The sequence below is a fragment of the Pedobacter alluvionis genome (genome assembly GCF_003664035.1).
Classification (GTDB): Bacteria; Bacteroidota; Bacteroidia; order Sphingobacteriales; family Sphingobacteriaceae; genus Pedobacter; species Pedobacter alluvionis.
Map to the genome: position 1 here is coordinate 581,634 of NZ_RCCK01000010.1, position 17,630 is coordinate 599,263.

Sequence of the window (17,630 nt, forward strand, 5' to 3'; positions counted from 1 at the left end):
AACATTTAATGATAAAATTAATCTAATTGTAAAACTTTATAAATGAGGATATTAATTTTTATTGGCGCGATAATGTTGTCTTTTGCAGGCACTTCGATGGCACAGGTTGATACTATAAATGCACAAAACCATAAATTGGTGATGAGCAATCTGAAAGAGGGAAAAAACAGTTACCTGGTTTATATGACTGATTCTCTTGAAGCGAAACGGACTATTGGAGATATATGGGAGAGAACAACTGCTTTTAAAAAAAGAGATAAAAATGAAGTTGTAGAATTTGGTTGGAAATGGCTTCACAACGATTCACTTTTCGCCACAGTAACAAACATCTGTGACCGAAAAACAATGTCTCCAATTTGTCATTACGCCAGTTATAAACGCAGAGGCGTTTTTGCATACGATTATAAAAATGGCTTGATGCAGCCATCTGACACCGTAAAAAATAATGATGCAATCAAAAAAGGTCCGGTTAAATTAGATATTCCGATCATTTCGTGGGAGCAGGATTTAGAAACTTACCCATTATTGCCAATTAAAAAAGTTGGCCAGCAGTTTGATATTTCCTTTTTCGATCCTAACGAAAAATCAGCATCCTATCATCGTTATGAAGTGGTTGGCAAAGATAATTTGAAATTGAATGCAGATATAACAGCTAATTGCTGGCTGCTTAAAATTAATTACAGCAAAGAAAGTTATGCTATTTTCTGGTTAACCGAGAAATCAAAAGAGGTAATTAAAATGAAAGAATATTATAAAGGTAACTACCGTATAAAAGTGAAGCAATATTGATTATATTAATGATACAGGTTGTAAAACTGTTTATATCTTTCTTCAAACTTGTCAAAACTGCCAAAAGTTAGTTCAATCGATTTTTCGGTATCGTAGCCTTGAGTGTTAAGTTTTATTATTTTTTTAAGCAGGTCTGTTCTTTTCGATTTTATAAAAAAGTAGATCATACTATAGGCTGTGTTGTAATTGTCGTCTATACCATGCCCGTAAAACGAACCGCTATATATTTTAAAGAAATTTTTTAACCTTTCGCTGTCTTTCGAATCTATTCCTGCTTTTATGCTCTTAATTCTGCTGCTTTGCGGGTAAGCGTATAAATTCCCCTCGCTGTCAAAATCCAGCGTTTCGAAAAACTCTGCTAATCCTTCGTTTAACCATTTGGGAGAATTTTTAAAATTAAACTGAAAAATACTGTGACTGGCCTCATGAAGTGCTACCGAAATGAAATCGCTGCTCTTGTATACAAAGGCTTCGTTAATTGCGGCAATATAAAATCCGGCACTATTTATTGGTGCGCTGTATGTTTTTTGCGCTAACCGGTAATCTTTATTTTTTCCATAGAGGTTTATTTTTACCGGGGCGGTAATGTTTTCTCTTGTCTCAAAAATTTCGTTGCAGAACATGCGTTCGTAAGCAATCAGTTTTTCTATTTTCTTTTGCTCGTTGTCGTTTATTTTGCAATTAACCAGATTGATCTCTACATATTGGGCGTAAAGAGATAGGCTGATGATATTTGCTATTACAAGCAGGATAAATTTGTTCATGTTCACCGTCTTAAGCCTCTTTATCACAAGTGTTTTTCTAAAAGTTTTTTGATCTGTCCTTTATCCAAAAATCCCAAAGCGGGGTTTACCACTTTACCTTCTTTATTAATCAGCACTTGATGCGGAATGCCTGTAATTTTAAATTTATCAGCTAAATAACGCCATTCATCATTTTTTAGCCTGTAATGCTGTCCTTTTATAGTGGGTACTAAATTCTGATAAGTAGCTAAAGGTGAGCTTTCATCGGTAATGTAAACAAATACCACATTGCTATCTTTCATTTCTTCTTTCAAAGGCCTGATTTCTGCAATTCCGTTAAGGCAAGGGCCACACCATGTTGCCCAAAAATCAACTAAAATAACCTTGCCTGCATGTTTGCTGATAATGTTATCTAAAATTTTATCCGCTTCTACTTTTGGTGTTTGATTTATAAAATATCCTCCATTTTTTTTATTGGCAATGAGCTGTTTCTGAGTTTCGTTGTTTTGGAGTTTGATATAATCTTTTAGAAATTGATTATTAATATCTGATAGGGCATAAAGTAAATTGTTCCCGTTAATTGGCGACAGTTGGGTAACAATTGGCCCGGAAATATCTTGTGCGTTCATCATGTCAACCAAAATCCCCTTGTTAATGTTAAACGCCGAATCGATTAATTTGAGGTAATAATTTGAAGCATTTTTAGTGTTAAAGATTTTAATAAAATCATCATGTTCTTTGAGCCATGCATCTTGTATGGGTTTCTCAGTACTATCTATTTTCAATGAAAGTCCGTCTGATGATATCAGTTTTTCGAAAGATTTATCCAGCTCGGTAAGCGTTATATTGTTGTCTTTGAGTGTATTAAACATAGCAGCATAATTATAAGTATAACTATATCTTTCAGGATTTATTCCTGGTAAAAATTTAAATCTGTTAATAAAAGTATTGTAGGCTCCGCTGATTACAGAAAGTTCATCGTTGATGATTTTCTGATCGAAAAAATTATAGTAGTCATCGGGATATTTTTCTGCCTTCTTTTTAGTGTCCTTATTCGCAGATTCATAATTCCAGTTGTACTCTATAATATGGCTGGCATAACCGCAAATAATATCTAACCTTTTGATCTGGTATGCTTTTTCTGAAAGGGTTCCAAGTTGGCGTACTGAATCTAATTTGTACAGTTCCGTATTTTGAAGGTCGAGTAAATAAGTTTTATAGTCGTTTGGTTTCATATCAACTATTCTTTTTTGGAGGTCCTCATAGTTGAATAAATCAGTTTTATTTAAAAGCGAAAGATCCTCATTTAATTGTGCCAGCTCACCTGCATATCTGGTTTTTTCATCACCGATAATAACAAAAAGATCTTTACCAGGCTCCAGATAGATGTCATTCTCATTGCCTATATCCGACCTCAGGAAAACTCTTTCGGGGTGATAAATCCCTACCTTGGTTGAAAAATAACCGTTTTTCTGGATTTCTATAATCTGGTTTTCCTGTTCTCCCGATATAATATTGTCTATGTACAACATCAGGGTTTTAGTAGCCAATTTCGGACTGTAGTTTTTAATATAACCACTAAAAATAGCGCTATCGTTTTTGAAGATAGGAAGTTTATAGGTTTCTTTTTGAATGATTCTTTTACAATCTGTCTGGTTTTTGCTTAACTGAACTGTTTTATTATCAATGGTAAGGTTGATCGTGTTGTTTTTTAATCCGCTAATTGAGAGCTGTTTTGTTTCTTTTCCGTTGGTAATAGATATAGTGGTATTAGCGCTGTTGGTTTTTTTAACGATATTTTTATACGACCAAATTTTATTATTGTAAACAATTTCTTTATTAAAAAAAGCAACTTCGAGATTACTGTTGTTTTTGTTATACCAGCTTGTATAAATAGCGTTTGGAAGTAAGCTTTTGCTTTCTGCTAAAGCGATGTCGTAAATCTTCCATGCATTGTCGCCTTCTTCTCCATAATCAATACTTGTGGCTTTTGCATTTACTTTTGGGAAAATGAGCTGATAGGACACTACACCCTCTTTTGGCATAAAATACTGTAATGCTAATGGTATCCCAATTGTTTTTTTGATATAATACTTAGCTGAGCCAACATTGTCCTGGAGGTAAGTATCTTTTGGTATCCTGATCCATTGGCCAGCAGGGTAGGTGATGGTGAACCATAACACAGTAGCGGTATCTGATGTTACTATTTTTGTGATTTTCAGCGTTGAACCGTTGCTGTTGAAGCCAACGGAAGGGCTGTTAATTGTTTTTTGAGCAGATACAGTAATTGTAATTAAAGATAAAAAGAAAGCCAGGGCGGTCTTTTTCAGTAGAGAGCTGTTTTTCATTGTTTTAGATTGAAAAACAAGTATAACTAAAAAACGGGTTATTGTCCGTTAAATTCTGTTAAATAAGAGTTGTAAACTATTTGATCAATGATTTTAATTCATGCCTATATTCTGAAGCACTTTTGCCGGTAAATTCTTTAAATAATTTATTGAAGTGGCTAAAGTTGTTAAAGCCACTTTCATAAGAAATATTGGCAATGCTGATGGGTTTTTCGGCCAGAAGCTTTGACGCATGCACTACACGATATTCGTTTACAAAATGTGTAAAGGTTTTTTTGGTGATTTTTTTAAAATAACGGCAAAAGGAAGGAACCGTCATACTCGACATTTCCGCCACGTGCTGTAAACTGATCTGTTCCTGGAAATGGTCTTTTACGTAGTTAAAAATCATATTAATGCGGTCGTTATCCTGCACCTGCATTTCCATCGAAAATCCGTCAGCATTTAAGATTTTATAATCTTTCGCGTGTTCAAGTTCCTTTAATACGCTGAGTAGCGTTAAAAGTCTTTCAAAAGGCGACTGATCGTCCATCATTTCTATGCTATCGCCAACGGCCCGCATGGTTTCGCTACCAAAGGCAATTCCCGCCTTTGCTTTGTCGAATAATTCATGGATGCCTTTGATTTCCTGCAGACCTAAAAAGATGTCACCCAAAAAATCAGGTTTCATCTGGATAACGGTTTCGTTTTTGTTTCCGGTATTGGTATCGGTAAAGCCACAATGGGGAAGATTGCTGCCAATGAGGATCAGATCACCTTCAGTATAATAGGATACATGACTGCCGATCTGCCTTTTGCCGGCCCCTCCGTTAACAAACACCATTTCAATTTCAGGATGGTAATGCCAAAGGTGGGCCATATTGTTGGCGTTCTCTACATATTTTGAATAATAAAATGAACTTCCAAAAGAAGGCTCAACAACTTCAAAACTTGGCTTCATATTTTGCAAAATTATTGTTCTAAAGTAGATAAAAAATATGCTTTATTATAGGTTTTGTTAAAATACCGAGTAATTAAAGGTAATATAGCATAGATATTGGCAAATATGCAATCGCCTATCTTTCAGAGGCCTCCGTACCTTAGTGGTATCATATAATGATTAACTCTAAAAAAATATTGGTTATGAAAAAGTTCTTAAAAATCGGTTTAATAGCAGCGTTATTTTTTACTGCTACGGGTGTACACGCTAACGATGATGATTTTACTTTAAAAGTAAAAGGTGAAAAAGAAAAATTTATTCGTTTCTCTGTAGATAAAGCAGAAAATGTTAATTTATCACTCATTGATGTATATGATGAAGTTTTATTTGAAGAAAACATCCATGCTTCAGCTGCCTCTAGTAAAGTTTATGATCTGAATGAGCTTCCTGATGGAAAATATACGCTTAAAGTAGAGTCGGATGTAAAAGTTGCAAAATATAATGTGGTAATCAAAAACGGCGAAGCGCTTGTTTCTGAACCGAAAATTTCTAACATAGTTAAACCTGTTTATACTAAAAAAGATCAGGTAATTACACTTAACCTTGAAAACCTGGAGAATAGTCCGGTGGAAGTTAAAGTGTATAACGAATACAATGATGTGGTTTATAATGAGGTATTCCAAGATAAATCGCAGCTGGTGAAGAAATTCAATGTTGGTAAAACAGATTCTAAAGAATTAACCTTCGTGGTGAAGTACAAGGAAGAAAGTTTTGTTAAAACGATAGATACATATTAAACATTTACAGCTAATTGATATGGGGAGATTGTCGGATAGATAGTCTCCCTTTTTCATTACGTAAGATGGAGGGATGTAAGATGGATGATGTGAGATGATTGGGTAGTGTGCATTGTTTACATTTTCCATCTTCCGTTTTACCTTATTACATTATACCTCATAAATTCTCATTAATCATTTGATTTTAAGAAATATATTGTTACTTTTGCATCCCCGTAATATACCTCGGGATTAAAAAATTAAAAACATAATTTATAACAATGAATCAGTACGAAACTGTTATCGTTCTAACCCCGTTGTTATCTGAAGAGGCTGCGAAAGAGGCATTAGCTAAATTCAAAGCAGTTCTGACTGATAACGGAGCCGAAATTATCCAGGAAGATAATTGGGGTTTGAGAAAATTAGCGTATCCAATTGAGAAAAAATCAAATGGATTCTTCAACTTAACTGAATACAAAGCTTCAGGAGATTTGATCGCAAAATTAGAGCTTCAATTAAAACGCGATGAGCGTGTGTTACGTTTCTTAACTATCCGTTTAGACAAACACGCTGTTGCTTACAATGAGAAAAAGCGTAGTGGTGCTTTTAACAAAAAAACTAAGGAGGTTGCAGCGTAATGGCAAGAGAACAAATACAATACGTAACAGCCCCTAAAGTAGAGGATAACCGTAAAAAATATTGCCGTTTTAAGAAAAACGGAATTAAATACATCGATTACAAGGATGCAAACTTCTTGTTGAAATTCATTAACGATCAAGGTAAATTATTACCACGCCGTTTAACCGGTACTTCGTTAAAATTCCAACGTAAAGTGGCTCAGGCTGTTAAACGCGCCCGTCATATCGGTTTGTTACCTTTCGTTGCTGATCAATTAAAATAGGAGGCTAGAGATATGGAAATTATTTTAAAACAAGATATTAAAGGCCTTGGTGAGAAAGATGATGTAGTTACAGTAAAGCCAGGTTATGGCCGTAACTATTTAATCCCTCAAGGATTTGGCGCATTAGCTACTTCTTCTGCTAAAAAAGTTTTAGCTGAAAATTTAAAGCAAGCTGCTTTTAAACAAGATAAAATTAAGAAAGATGCTGAAGGTGTTGCTGAACGTTTAACTGATGTTAAACTTTCAATCGGTGCTAAAGCTGGCGAAAGCGGAAAAATATTTGGAGCGGTTAACACCATCCAGATTGCTGAAGCATTAAAAGCTCAAGGCTTTGATGTAGATCGTCGTCGTATTACTTTCGAAACTGAACCTAAATTTGTTGGCGAATATGTTGCTAACTTAAACTTACACAAAGAAGTTAAAGTTCAGGTTCCTTTTGAAGTAATCGCTGAATAAGCATTCTTTAAAGAATCAATAAAAAGTCCCGATGAAAATCGGGACTTTTTTTATGGAAAATGGATAAGGTAAGAGAAATGATGGAGACGATTGAGTGAGCAATTTTATGTTTGATATTTCCATCGATTTAAGTTTTCTTCAATAGATCGTTTAAATGCCATTTTTGATAATTTTGTAACAAAGTCAACCCAAATTTATGTATTTTTTGTAACAAAGTCAGGGCATTTATTTATTTTGTTGTAACAAAGTCAACCCAATTAGTCGTATATTTTGTAACAAAGTCAGGGCATATTTATTATCAAATAATAATTACGAATATAAAATAGGCTAACATGGCATCAAATTAGCAAAGTCTACGGGAAACAATTAACGCTTCCCGCAGTAAAAAATAATGAACAATTTATTTATGTTGTACAATTAACAACATCTTCCATCATCCATCTCACATCATCCATCCTTACTATCCCTTTGGCGTAGTCGGTCTGATTTCCACTTTGCTTGGTAGTGTTCTTGCTGGCATGGCTAATAAATCAACAATCAATTTGCCCATATCCTCTGGTTGGATTTTCCAGGCATCATCTTCAGCATTCGGCTGATGATCGTTAAAATGGCTGGCAACAGATCCAGGCATAATGGTACTTACCTTTACACCATATTTTCTTAAATCGAGCATAACCGATTGGGTAAAGCCTGTTAAGCCAAATTTACTGGCATTGTAAGCCGATCCTCCGGCGAAAAAGTTCGTGCCTGCCAAACTGGAAATGGTGAAAATATGTCCCTTTGTTTTTTTGATCTCCTCTACCGAGGCTTTAATGCTGTAAAAAACACCTGTTAAATTGGTATCAATGGTTTCTTTCCATAAATTAATATCCAATTCATCAACCGGTTCAAAATGACCAACACCTGCATTGGCAATGAGTACATCCAATTGTCCCCATTTTTCAAGTATCAGATTTACAGCATCCTGCTGAGATTTAAAATCCACAACATCTGCTTCAATAGCCAATACATCACCATGTGCTACCAGCTGAGATGCAGCCTGGTTTGCGCTGTCTATTGTCCTGCTGGTAATGGCTACTTTATAGCCTTCTTTTAAAAGTGATTCGGCAATGCCGAAACCAATTCCTTTGCTTCCGCCTGTAATTAATGCAACTTTCATGTTGTTGTAACGTATGATATCGTAAAATGTTTAATTAGATTTTTTCTTGTTGTGATGAGGAAGCTCCATGATCTGGATATCTTTAAAATCTACCGGCTGTCCTTCACTTTGTAAGGCAATAAAACCCTGATTAAGGGCTTTTCCATCAATTTTAATTTTCGGATCGTAACGGTTAGCTACACCTCCGCCAATTTGTGGCTTGCTGTACTGCAGTACGGTATCGCCGTTGATAATATGTTTAACCAACGAATCGCCTAGAACAATTAATTCTGCAGATATCCATTGGTCGCCATCGTATGTTTTTGATTTGGAGTCCAGGCAATGTCCATCATATAATTTACCTTGATAAAAAATATCTGTACCTGGCGAACACATATTTCCTGTTGGGCGTGGACGGCCATCACTCAAGCCACCTAAAAACTGCATTTCGATCGAAATTGGCCAGTCTTGTTCTTTAGGCATCGTTTTCGGATCCTGTGAATGGAACATCACACCACTATTGCGCAGGGTGTAACTGGGTGCTCCTTTTTGCAGTTCGCCAACAAAACGGTACTTCAGTTTGAGGTGATAATAAGAAAATGGTGTTTTATAATAAAGATGGCCGAACTGATCATTGAAATCACCGTATTGATCATATCGAACCTGTATTGTTCCGTCTTCAACCCTAAAGGTATTTCCGTAATTTACATTGTAATCGTGGTGATGGATTTTAACATTCCAGTCTTTAATATTTTTTCCGTTAAAAAGTTTAATCCACTTTTCTGATTGGTTATTGATGTTCTTGCTTGTACTACAGCCCCACAGTGTTACAGCAATAAAAAGATAGCCTAGTTTTTTCATTTGGTTAATTCTGTTTGCGCTATTTTTAAAATGTGAATCACAAAATACGTAAACAAACTGATTTTAATGCAGGTTAAGGGTTTACCACAGGAATTTTGCATTTTGGTTTTTGTGATGACTAAAAAATTTCGCATCATTCCAGCACTCTGTATTTCCCAACTTCAGTCTCTTTAATTACCTTTGGGCCATGGCCAAAACCCGGACAACCAAAGCTAAAAGCAAGGCAAAACATCCTCTTTTAAAAAAGATTACCAATATTTTTACGAAAGTATTTTTATATTTTTTGTTTGTTTCGGTGTTTTGGGTAATCGCGCTGCGTTTTATCAATCCACCCATTACCCTTTTAATGGTACTACGAAACATTGAACGTAAAGCAGATGGGAAACCTTTTAAAACGGAAAAAAAATGGGTTAAGTTTGATGATATCTCTGATAATATGAAAAGGGCCGCCGTATCTGCTGAAGATCAGCTCTTTTTAACACATATCGGTTTTGATATGAAAGCTATTGAAAAAGCTTTTGCCAGTAACGCCAAAGGGAAAAAAGTAAAGGGCGGGAGTACCATTTCGCAACAAACTGCTAAAAATGTTTTCCTGTGGCCCGGACGATCGTGGATAAGAAAAGGTTTTGAAGCTTATTTTACTTTACTTATAGAGCTGTTTTGGAGTAAAGAGAGAATATTAGAAGTTTACTTAAACGTAATCGAAATGGGCGATGGAATTTATGGTGCCGAGGCTGCTGCACAGGAATATTATGGTAAATCCTGTACAAAATTAACCAAGAAACAAGCCGCTTTAATTGCTTCGTGTTTTCCAAACCCCAGAAGGTGGACACCCAAAAACGCAACCCCATACATCAGGCACCGCCAGTACCTGATTTTAAGAAATATGAATAGGTTAGGGCCGCTTGATTTTTAGTCGATAGTCCAAAGTCCTGAGTCAAAAGTCATTTATCGACTAAGGACTTTAGACTCCAGACTTAGGACTAACACTAATCGTGATCCTTATTCCACCTGATTTTTATTCCGCCTTTTTCGTCATCAATAGCTTTTATGTGCAATACGATTCCACGCATACGGGCTTCCCTTTTTTCCGATCTGGTTAGATTTTCATCTCCTTTCGGGTTTCTCAGTGGAATATCCATCTCTACATTTGTACCACTTCCTAAAGCGTAAATGCCTTTTACGTTAAAGTTTAAGGCGCTGGAGTTTACCTGCATTGGACTGATTTCTACTTTGTCGCCGCGCACGTTTAGTGTTCCATCAAGGTTTTTGATTTCTACGTTTGACAGGTTCCTGTTTGCAAAAGCAAATTTTCCAACCTTAACCAGCGGATCGAAATTAACCAGTGCGGCATTGTTCATATTGAACACCACTTTACCGTTTATTGATCTTGGAAGAATTTTTCCCGTGTGCGATATTTTTCCGGAAATGTTAGCCAACGCTGATAAATAACCTTTTAAATTTTTATTGGTAATGGTATTCTGTCCGAAATTATCAAACGAATAAAAGAAATCTTTCACACTTACATGGCTGATCTTTGAGTTGATCTTAAAACTATTTGAAGCCGTTTCCTGCATAATATTTCCGTTTAGCGATAACTGACCGCCGGCATGTGCCACGCTTATTTTGTTGAAAAATATCCCCCCGCCCCGCAAAGAAATGTCGGCATCAAGGTTTTTAGCCAGGAAATTATCATAAATGGCTTTATCAACCGTTAAACGAATATTCATTTTAGAAAGTTCCAGCACATTGCTCAACTCTTTGGAAACCACTTGCTTATTTCCATTCGATTTTTTCTTTGCTGTTCTCGGTCCTAAGAAAGGTAAAAACTCTTTTAGGTAGAGTTGAGGACTCGACATTTTTAAGTTCACCAATATTTTTTCGGGAGCAGTATAATATAAGTTGGCAAAATTGGCGATGCTACAACTTACATTAAGTTCGCTTTTGCCCAATTGGAAATGCCCGTTCTGGATCGATAAATCGTTCTGGTTAAAATTGATGTTTAAAGCGCTTTTAACCAGATGGAGTTTCCGGGGGATGTAAAGGATGTCGGCATCGGCAATCTGTATTTTACCCGAAACAACTGGTTTGGTGAAACTGAAATTATCAATATCAGCCTTGCAGTATAACCTTAAATTGGCCGTACCGTTTTTAAAATCAAAATCGTTCGTACCTAGTGAATTGTTTAAATTGGATAGGGGGAACTGCGAGGTTACTAATCCGGTGGCAATTGGACGGGCTAAATTATTTACCGTGAATGTATCGATCTTAAGCGGCGCATTAAAATATTTCGCGGTAAGCCTGTGGAACTTGATAGATGAGTTTTCATCACCAATAATACCGCCAACGGTATCCTGGTTGGTAAAGGAACCATCAAAATTACAAGCCGTTAATTTACCTGCCGGGATGGAAACGACATTATCTCTCACCGTTATGCCTACTTTAATCAACGGGTCTCCATATTTGCCTGATCCGTCATCAACAATATTTCCTCTGATATTGATTGGTTTTTCTATCCCGAACTTTAAGAGTTTGGAGGAGATATTGGGTGATAGGAGTAAAGCAACATCTCTGAATAAAATATCATCTACAGCTATACTAATAGCAAAAGCAGATTTATCTAATTCTATTTTAGCACCGATTTTAAAAGGATGGTCACCAATTTTTAAGATTTCGGGATTTAGTATCACTGCGTCAAGATCCCGGCTGTAACGGGCGTTTAAGGTTCCTTCCAGGGTTTTATCTTTCAAAAAGCTACCCTTTCGTGTATTAAAGGCGAAACTGTTTACCTTAGTCATTAACTTGATTTTACCTGTCCAGCCGCTATCAGGGTACTCCATTCTGCCCTTGATCTGATCGATATCGAAATTGAATAACTTGAACCTTTTTTTATTGTCCAATATCAAACTCACCTTGTTAAAATCAATCTTTTTAACCTCTAATGCGGAGGATTTTGGCGACGATTTTTTATCAGTTTTAGATTTACTTTTAAAAATACTGGTGTTGCTATAGCCTGTAGAATCGGTGTAGATGTAAATAGATGCATTGTTAATGGCAATCTGTTTAATGTTGATATTGCCCACAATAAGCGAAAGTACATTTAGCGATACATCTATATCCTGCGCTTTTAAAAGATCGTGTTTATGTTGGTTCCACAGACTATCTCTTAGTAAAACGCCATTTAAGGATACCGAAACGCCTGGAAAGCTTTTTAGAAGCGTAGGTTCCATACTGGTGGCCGTTATCTGTCCATTTAAATTTTTATTGAGTTGCGAGAGGATAGAAGCCAGCACTTCTTTCTTGTTGCGACTAATGTAAAACGCAGCCGCCAGCCAGGTTAATATAATCAGGACAACTAAAACGGATAAGATTTTTAAAGAGATTTTAAGCCAGCGCTTCATACACATTATTTGATTTAACAATATAATGTTTTTTGTTCGCTAATTGTTTGGCTTACAGTAAAAAATAGCTGCAATAGCAACAGGTCTCTTAAATTAGTTAGCCTAAAAGAGATTCCAGATCAGGATGGTACTGTGAGGTTAAGAAATGTGTAATCGTAAAAGCGGCCAAACGGTGTTTATAAAAGGGATCCTCCATCAGGATTTTTTTCAATTCAACCTCATCTTTAGCCAGGGCCAAAATGATTCCACCGGTTCGGGGCACCTTTCTTCCCGAAGCTACAAAAATGTTTTTTTTATAGTATTTCTTCAAATATTGTACATGCGCTTCCATATGTGCATCTAATTCGGTTAGCGGAACAATATATTTAAGATCTACGATGAACACAGGCTTAAAGTAAATGTGCAAAAACGGTAGAATGCCAGCTGTTTTGAAAAGGAACTTCCCACTTAGATTCAAGCTCAGCCAGGTTTTGAACCATATTGTTAAATACAATCGTTTCTGGCGTTACCTGCTTTATATTTACCAGCGTTTCAAAATCTTCCTTGCTGTTTACCACAACTTCTTCATTTACTTTATAGGCGATGTTGAAACGGTTAAAAAGGTCTACATGATACTCTTGCTCAATTTCTTTAATTAAACGAACAGAGCTATCAATAGAGCAACCGGTAACCCCCGCCTGACTTTCATCTACTGTTAGGATAATAAAAAAGCCATAGCGTATTTCTGCTTTTGCAAGCAATTCATTTCCATGCGCTTTCCACTGGTTAGTAAAAGCAGCCAATTTGTTTAAGATCTCAGTTTCTTCAGTAGAAGTAAATTTGCGATCGCTTTGGTATATCCAAACTCTTGATTGTGGAGAAAAACTCATATACAAATTTATGATTTTAATTAAATTGGTAGGATTAAAACGCTAACCTGATGAAAAAGTTTACACTGTGCTTGAAAATATCCCTTCTTTCGGCTTTTTGTATGTTTTTATGTGCTTTTTCAGACCCCGAATCCATGGAGCAGTATGCCATTTACCTTCATAAAACGCTTACCGATCATTATGACAGCAGCCAGGAAAGTGATCAGGTAAAACGTTATGAGTTAAATGTTACTAACAATGGTTTTTGCCGTTACAAGCGGTATTTTAATAACGGTAAAACGGAGTATTTCGCATTTAAGTTATCGAAATTTAAAGATATGGACTATTATGGTACCACTACTTCGGGTAAATTATATATTCATACCAAGGGTGATGACGTAATTGTGCAGACCTATAAAGACAGGGGAGGCGATGTAGACTCAATGGCTACCCAGCTGGTTATTCCGTTAAAAAATATGGAAGCTGAAGATTTAAACCTGATCCGCGATAATTTGAATAAAATTAATGCAGGGGGTTCAATTTCGCAGAAGCTATAGGTGAAGAAATTAACCTATTAAATAAGAGATATGAAGTAAAATCCATTCGCTTTTTTTAAGTTAGTCCTGCTCATCCGCTTTATCCCGATGAAAAATCGGGGATGCCGCTTCGATCAGGGCTATGAACTTAGGCATATGGCACGGAAAATCGACATAGTAGCAGAAAATGACTAAACTAAACCTGATCGAACGAATGCCATTTTTCGTGGCAGCAGGTAGAGCAGGGAGAAATTAACCTATGTAATACTACAATTGCTTTCCAAAAATAAGAAAACACTAAATCTTAATATTATTTAAGATGTAGGTTGATATTACATAAATATTAAGCTTTTCGGTTGTTTTTTGGAGCGCAATGCCATTCGCTTTTTTTATGTTAGTCCTGCTCATCCGCTTTATCCCGATGAAAAATCGGGGATGCCGCTTCGATCAGGGCTATGAACTTAGGCCTGTGGCACGGAAAACCGACATAGTAGCAGAAAATGACTAAACTAAACCTGATCGAACGAATGCCATTTTTCATGGCAGCAGGCAGAGCAGGAAGAAATTAACCTATGGAATACTGTTATTGCTTTCCTAAAAATAAAAAATCATCAAATCTTAATGTCAATAGCGATGAAGGTTGCAACAGTAGTATGTGATATGAATTAAAATATAGGCTACTTTTTTGGAGCGCAATGCCATTCGCTATTTTAAAGGTGGTCCTGCCCTCCGCTTTATCCCGATGGAATATCTTTGATGCCGCTCCGATGAACTCTGGTCTGTGGCACGAAACCCCTGCATATTAACAGCAAAAGAAACAACTTAAAACAGTATGAGGTTCAGGAAATTTTTGAATATAAGTTAAAAGACTTATATTCATTTATATTTAAACCATCTCATCTTGAAACGTAGAAACTTTATTTATTTAACTGGTGTAGGAGCAGCTGCGGCCATGCTTCCTGCTATTCCGGTTTTTGGGAAGGAGATTTCCCCCGAGCAGGCTTTAACGTATGTCGACCCTGCAGCTAAAAAAATCATGTCGGACGTGGCCTTAAATGCGGCACGATCAAAAGGTGCAACTTATACTGATGTGCGTGTAGGCAGATACCTTAACCAATATGTTGTTACACGCGAGGATAAAGTAGAGAATATTGTAAATACCGAATCGTATGGTATCGGCATCAGGGTAATATCGAATGGAAGCTGGGGATTTGCAGCAACCGACAAACTGGATAAGGATAGTATCGCCAAAGCAGCCGAACTGGCGGTAACTATTGCCAAAGAAAATGCCCGTTTGTTAAGAGAGCCTGTAAAGCTAGCCCCGCAAAAAGGATATGGTGAAGTAAGCTGGAAAGCACCGATTGAGAAAAATGTTTTTGAAGTACCTGTAAAAGAAAAGGTAGATTTATTGCTGGCAGTAAATGATGCAGCCATGAAGGGTGGTGCAGATTACATTAATTCCATCTTGTTTGCTGTAAATGAACAAAAATATTTTGCTTCCACTGATGGCTCTTATATCGATCAGGATATCCACCGCATCTGGCCAACTTTCTTTATCACAAAAATAGATAAGGAAACCGGTAAGTTCGAAACCAGAAATGCATTGAGTGCCCCAACAGGTAAAGGCTACGAATATTTAAATGCAAGGCCAGAGGATAAAATACAAACAGCTTCTGGTACGCTTTATAAAGGCCGGTACGATATGCTTGAAGATGCTACACAGGCGGCCAGGCAGGTAGGCGAAAAGATGAAGGCAAAATCGGTAGAGCCAGGCAAGTATGATCTGGTATTGGATCCTTCACATTTATGGTTAACGATTCACGAATCTTGTGGTCACCCAACAGAGCTTGACCGCGTATTGGGCTATGAAGCCAATTATGCGGGAACCAGTTTCCTAACCTTAGATAAATGGGAATCCAAAAAATTTAATTACGGCAGTAAGGAAGTTAATATTACTGCTGATAAAACCGAAGTTGGGTCGTTAGGGGCTGTTGGTTATGATGATGAAGGTGTGAAGTGTGGAAAATGGGATGTCATTAAAGATGGTATATTGGTAAATTACCAGGCCATCAGAGATCAGGCACATATATTAGGTTTAAATGCATCGCAAGGATGTTGTTATGCTGATAACTGGAGCAGCGTTCAGTTTCAGCGCATGGCAAATATTTCTTTGCAACCTGGTAAGGCCAAATTGAGTATAGCGGATCAGATCAAAAATGTTGAAAAAGGCATTTATATTGTAGGCGACGGATCTTTTTCTATTGATCAGCAACGTTATAATTTTCAGTTTGGCGGTCAGCTCTATTACGAAATTAAAGCCGGGAAAATAGTTGGTATGCTTAAAGACGTGGCTTATCAGGCCAATACCCAGGAATTCTGGAATTCGTGTGTGGCCATTTGCGATCAAAGCGATTATCGTTTAGGAGGCTCGTTTTTCGATGGTAAAGGCCAGCCTGGCCAGGTAAGTGCTGTATCTCACGGATCGGCAACCACACGTTTTAATAAAATTAATGTGATCAACACCGCTAGAAAAATCTGATAGAAATTATGCCAATCTTAACAAAAGCAGAAGCAAAGGCACTTTTAACCAAGGTGCTTTCTTACTCCAAAGCAGAACAATGTGAAGTCAATTTAAATTGCTCAGATAGCGGCAACCTGAGGTATGCCAGAAATGCAGTCTCTACCAGCGGTGGAATTAGCGCTAACAGTTTGGTGGTGAATTCGGCCTTCGGGAAAAAACTCGGTACCGCAACTATAAACGAGTTTGATGATGTTTCATTAGAAAAAGTAGTGCGCAGAGCAGAAGAACTTGCGCAGCTTGCACCAGAAAATCCTGAATTTATGCCTTTTCTTGGTCCTCAGGAATATGGTGCTGATTCACCTACATTTTCTCCGGCTACAGCAGCTGTTACCCCAAAAGAAAGAGCTGATGCAGTACAGGCCAGTTTAAAAGAGGCAATGGGTAATAAACTAAATGCTGCGGGATTTTTATCAAACAGTGTAGGCTGCTCTGCAATGATGAACAGTAAGGGTTTGTTTGCCTATAATACCTCAACCGATGTTGCCTTTAACATTACGGTAAGAACTGATGATGGCAAAGGATCGGGTTATGCCACCAGGGGATATAATGATTTTAGTAAGCTAAACGCAAAGGCCGATACGGCTATAGCAGCCAAAAAAGCAATGTCATCAGTAACTGCAAAAGCTATAGAACCAGGTAAATATACTGTTATTTTAGAGCCGACTGCAGTAGCAGTGATGCTGGAAAATTTATTCTTTTCTATGGATGCCAGGCAGGCTGATGAAGGACGGAGTTTTATGAGCAAAACAGGTGGCAAAACAAAGGTAGGGGAACAGTTGGTGGATGAGCGTGTAAATATTTATTCAGATCCCTGGAATCCTGAACTGCCAACTGCAACATGGTCTGGAGACGGACGGCCGCAGCAAAAAGTAAACTGGATAGAAAAAGGAGTGGTTAAAAATTTATACAGCTCGAGGTATTGGGCCCAAAAAACCGGGATTAAAGCGATCCCATTCCCGGGTGGTGCCATTATGCAAGGTGGAACTAAAACTTTGGAAGAATTGATCAAAGGAACAGAAAAAGGGATATTGGTTACTCGTTTATGGTATATCCGAACAGTAGACCCACAAACCTTATTACTAACCGGACTTACCCGGGATGGTACTTTTTACATTGAAAATGGAGAGATTAAGTTTCCGGTTAAAAATTTCCGTTTCAATGAAAGTCCGATTATTATGTTGAATAACCTGGATGAAATTGGAATAGCTGAAAGAACAGTTAGTGCCGAATCGGAAGCCAACTATCTTTTACCTCCATTAAGAATAAGAGATTTTACTTTTACCTCTTTATCTGATGCGGTATAACAAATCAAGAATTAACAATATGATAAAGC

General features: G+C 37.0%; 17 protein-coding genes. 9 read left to right on the forward strand and 8 right to left on the reverse strand.

Annotation, left to right across the window (positions count from 1 at the left end; all coding sequences use genetic code 11):
- Positions 1-42 precede the first annotated feature (42 nt).
- Positions 43-789: a DUF3108 domain-containing protein gene (locus BCL90_RS02545; protein WP_121282408.1), complete on the forward strand. Its 747-nt coding sequence runs from the start codon at positions 43-45 to the stop codon at positions 787-789.
- 5 nt (positions 790-794) lie between these two features.
- Here BCL90_RS02545 and BCL90_RS02550 read toward each other — a convergent pair whose 3' ends face one another.
- From BCL90_RS02550 to BCL90_RS02560, 3 genes are all read right to left on the reverse strand, one after another.
- Positions 795-1,553 carry a DUF1570 domain-containing protein gene (locus tag BCL90_RS02550; protein ID WP_121282409.1) on the reverse strand — a complete coding sequence of 253 codons (759 nt, stop codon included), beginning with the start codon at positions 1,551-1,553 and terminating at the stop codon, positions 795-797.
- 23 nt (positions 1,554-1,576) lie between these two features.
- A complete protein-coding gene (locus BCL90_RS02555) occupies positions 1,577-3,880 on the reverse strand; it encodes a TlpA family protein disulfide reductase (protein WP_121282411.1) in 2,304 nt (767 codons plus the stop codon).
- 76 nt (positions 3,881-3,956) lie between these two features.
- On the reverse strand, positions 3,957-4,820 hold the full coding sequence (locus BCL90_RS02560) for an AraC family transcriptional regulator (protein WP_244095043.1): 864 nt from the start codon (positions 4,818-4,820) through the stop codon (positions 3,957-3,959).
- Positions 4,821-5,002: 182 nt separating this feature from the next.
- Between BCL90_RS02560 and BCL90_RS02565 the strand changes: the two genes are divergently transcribed.
- The 4 genes from BCL90_RS02565 to rplI all read left to right on the forward strand — a co-directional run bounded on the left by BCL90_RS02565 (position 5,003) and on the right by rplI (position 6,932).
- Complete coding sequence (locus BCL90_RS02565; protein WP_134380538.1) at positions 5,003-5,596, forward strand: hypothetical protein; 594 nt, start codon at positions 5,003-5,005, stop codon at positions 5,594-5,596.
- 260 nt (positions 5,597-5,856) lie between these two features.
- On the forward strand, positions 5,857-6,213 hold the full coding sequence (gene rpsF, locus BCL90_RS02570) for a 30S ribosomal protein S6 (protein ID WP_029283098.1): 357 nt from the start codon (positions 5,857-5,859) through the stop codon (positions 6,211-6,213).
- On the forward strand, positions 6,213-6,476 hold the full coding sequence (gene rpsR / locus BCL90_RS02575; protein ID WP_010599582.1) for a 30S ribosomal protein S18: 264 nt from the start codon (positions 6,213-6,215) through the stop codon (positions 6,474-6,476). The genes rpsF and rpsR overlap by 1 nt, the downstream gene beginning before the upstream one ends.
- Positions 6,477-6,488: 12 nt before the next feature.
- Positions 6,489-6,932: a 50S ribosomal protein L9 gene (gene rplI / locus BCL90_RS02580; protein ID WP_025144599.1), complete on the forward strand. Its 444-nt coding sequence runs from the start codon at positions 6,489-6,491 to the stop codon at positions 6,930-6,932.
- 460 nt (positions 6,933-7,392) lie between these two features.
- Here rplI and BCL90_RS02585 read toward each other — a convergent pair whose 3' ends face one another.
- Together BCL90_RS02585 and BCL90_RS02590 are read right to left on the reverse strand one after the other, a co-directional pair.
- Entirely contained in the window at positions 7,393-8,091 is a 699-nt protein-coding gene (locus BCL90_RS02585) for an SDR family oxidoreductase (RefSeq protein WP_121282418.1), read from the reverse strand.
- A 30-nt stretch (positions 8,092-8,121) separates the two neighbouring features.
- Positions 8,122-8,931 carry a 3-keto-disaccharide hydrolase gene (locus tag BCL90_RS02590; protein ID WP_121282419.1) on the reverse strand — a complete coding sequence of 270 codons (810 nt, stop codon included), beginning with the start codon at positions 8,929-8,931 and terminating at the stop codon, positions 8,122-8,124.
- A gap of 187 nt (positions 8,932-9,118) precedes the next feature.
- Here BCL90_RS02590 and mtgA point away from each other — a divergent pair, with 187 nt between their 5' ends.
- Positions 9,119-9,847 carry a monofunctional biosynthetic peptidoglycan transglycosylase gene (gene mtgA / locus BCL90_RS02595; protein WP_121282422.1) on the forward strand — a complete coding sequence of 243 codons (729 nt, stop codon included), beginning with the start codon at positions 9,119-9,121 and terminating at the stop codon, positions 9,845-9,847.
- A 73-nt stretch (positions 9,848-9,920) separates the two neighbouring features.
- Here the strand turns inward: mtgA and BCL90_RS02600 are convergent, their stop codons facing one another.
- The 3 genes from BCL90_RS02600 to BCL90_RS02610 form a co-directional block, all read right to left on the reverse strand.
- Positions 9,921-12,332 (reverse strand): AsmA family protein, encoded by a 2,412-nt coding sequence (locus tag BCL90_RS02600; protein ID WP_166792161.1) that lies wholly within the window; start codon positions 12,330-12,332, stop codon positions 9,921-9,923.
- 97 nt (positions 12,333-12,429) lie between these two features.
- A complete protein-coding gene (locus BCL90_RS02605; protein WP_121282426.1) occupies positions 12,430-12,717 on the reverse strand; it encodes a YciI family protein in 288 nt (95 codons plus the stop codon).
- A gap of 4 nt (positions 12,718-12,721) precedes the next feature.
- Positions 12,722-13,201 (reverse strand): ABC transporter ATPase, encoded by a 480-nt coding sequence (locus tag BCL90_RS02610; RefSeq protein ID WP_121282429.1) that lies wholly within the window; start codon positions 13,199-13,201, stop codon positions 12,722-12,724.
- A gap of 50 nt (positions 13,202-13,251) precedes the next feature.
- On the opposite strand from BCL90_RS02610, the gene BCL90_RS02615 reads away from it, so the two are divergent.
- From BCL90_RS02615 to BCL90_RS02625, 3 genes are all read left to right on the forward strand, one after another.
- Complete coding sequence (locus tag BCL90_RS02615) at positions 13,252-13,737, forward strand: hypothetical protein (protein ID WP_121282431.1); 486 nt, start codon at positions 13,252-13,254, stop codon at positions 13,735-13,737.
- An 880-nt stretch (positions 13,738-14,617) separates the two neighbouring features.
- Positions 14,618-16,255 (forward strand): TldD/PmbA family protein, encoded by a 1,638-nt coding sequence (locus BCL90_RS02620; RefSeq protein ID WP_121282433.1) that lies wholly within the window; start codon positions 14,618-14,620, stop codon positions 16,253-16,255.
- 8 nt (positions 16,256-16,263) lie between these two features.
- Entirely contained in the window at positions 16,264-17,601 is a 1,338-nt protein-coding gene (locus BCL90_RS02625) for a TldD/PmbA family protein (protein ID WP_208529834.1), read from the forward strand.
- Positions 17,602-17,630: the final 29 nt, after the last annotated feature.

Coding starts and splice junctions, on each gene's coding strand:
- BCL90_RS02560 (WP_244095043.1), bottom strand. CDS start 4,820: ATGAAGCCAAGTTTTGAAGTTGTTGAGCCTTCTTTTGGAAGTTCATTT.
- BCL90_RS02550 (WP_121282409.1), bottom strand. CDS start 1,553: ATGAACAAATTTATCCTGCTTGTAATAGCAAATATCATCAGCCTATCT.
- BCL90_RS02600 (WP_166792161.1), bottom strand. CDS start 12,332: ATGAAGCGCTGGCTTAAAATCTCTTTAAAAATCTTATCCGTTTTAGTT.
- BCL90_RS02610 (WP_121282429.1), bottom strand. CDS start 13,201: ATGAGTTTTTCTCCACAATCAAGAGTTTGGATATACCAAAGCGATCGC.
- BCL90_RS02590 (WP_121282419.1), bottom strand. CDS start 8,931: ATGAAAAAACTAGGCTATCTTTTTATTGCTGTAACACTGTGGGGCTGT.
- BCL90_RS02585 (WP_121282418.1), bottom strand. CDS start 8,091: ATGAAAGTTGCATTAATTACAGGCGGAAGCAAAGGAATTGGTTTCGGC.
- rplI (WP_025144599.1), top strand. CDS start 6,489: ATGGAAATTATTTTAAAACAAGATATTAAAGGCCTTGGTGAGAAAGAT.
- BCL90_RS02555 (WP_121282411.1), bottom strand. CDS start 3,880: ATGAAAAACAGCTCTCTACTGAAAAAGACCGCCCTGGCTTTCTTTTTA.
- BCL90_RS02625 (WP_208529834.1), top strand. CDS start 16,264: ATGCCAATCTTAACAAAAGCAGAAGCAAAGGCACTTTTAACCAAGGTG.
- BCL90_RS02615 (WP_121282431.1), top strand. CDS start 13,252: ATGAAAAAGTTTACACTGTGCTTGAAAATATCCCTTCTTTCGGCTTTT.
- mtgA (WP_121282422.1), top strand. CDS start 9,119: ATGGCCAAAACCCGGACAACCAAAGCTAAAAGCAAGGCAAAACATCCT.
- BCL90_RS02545 (WP_121282408.1), top strand. CDS start 43: ATGAGGATATTAATTTTTATTGGCGCGATAATGTTGTCTTTTGCAGGC.
- rpsR (WP_010599582.1), top strand. CDS start 6,213: ATGGCAAGAGAACAAATACAATACGTAACAGCCCCTAAAGTAGAGGAT.
- rpsF (WP_029283098.1), top strand. CDS start 5,857: ATGAATCAGTACGAAACTGTTATCGTTCTAACCCCGTTGTTATCTGAA.
- BCL90_RS02565 (WP_134380538.1), top strand. CDS start 5,003: ATGAAAAAGTTCTTAAAAATCGGTTTAATAGCAGCGTTATTTTTTACT.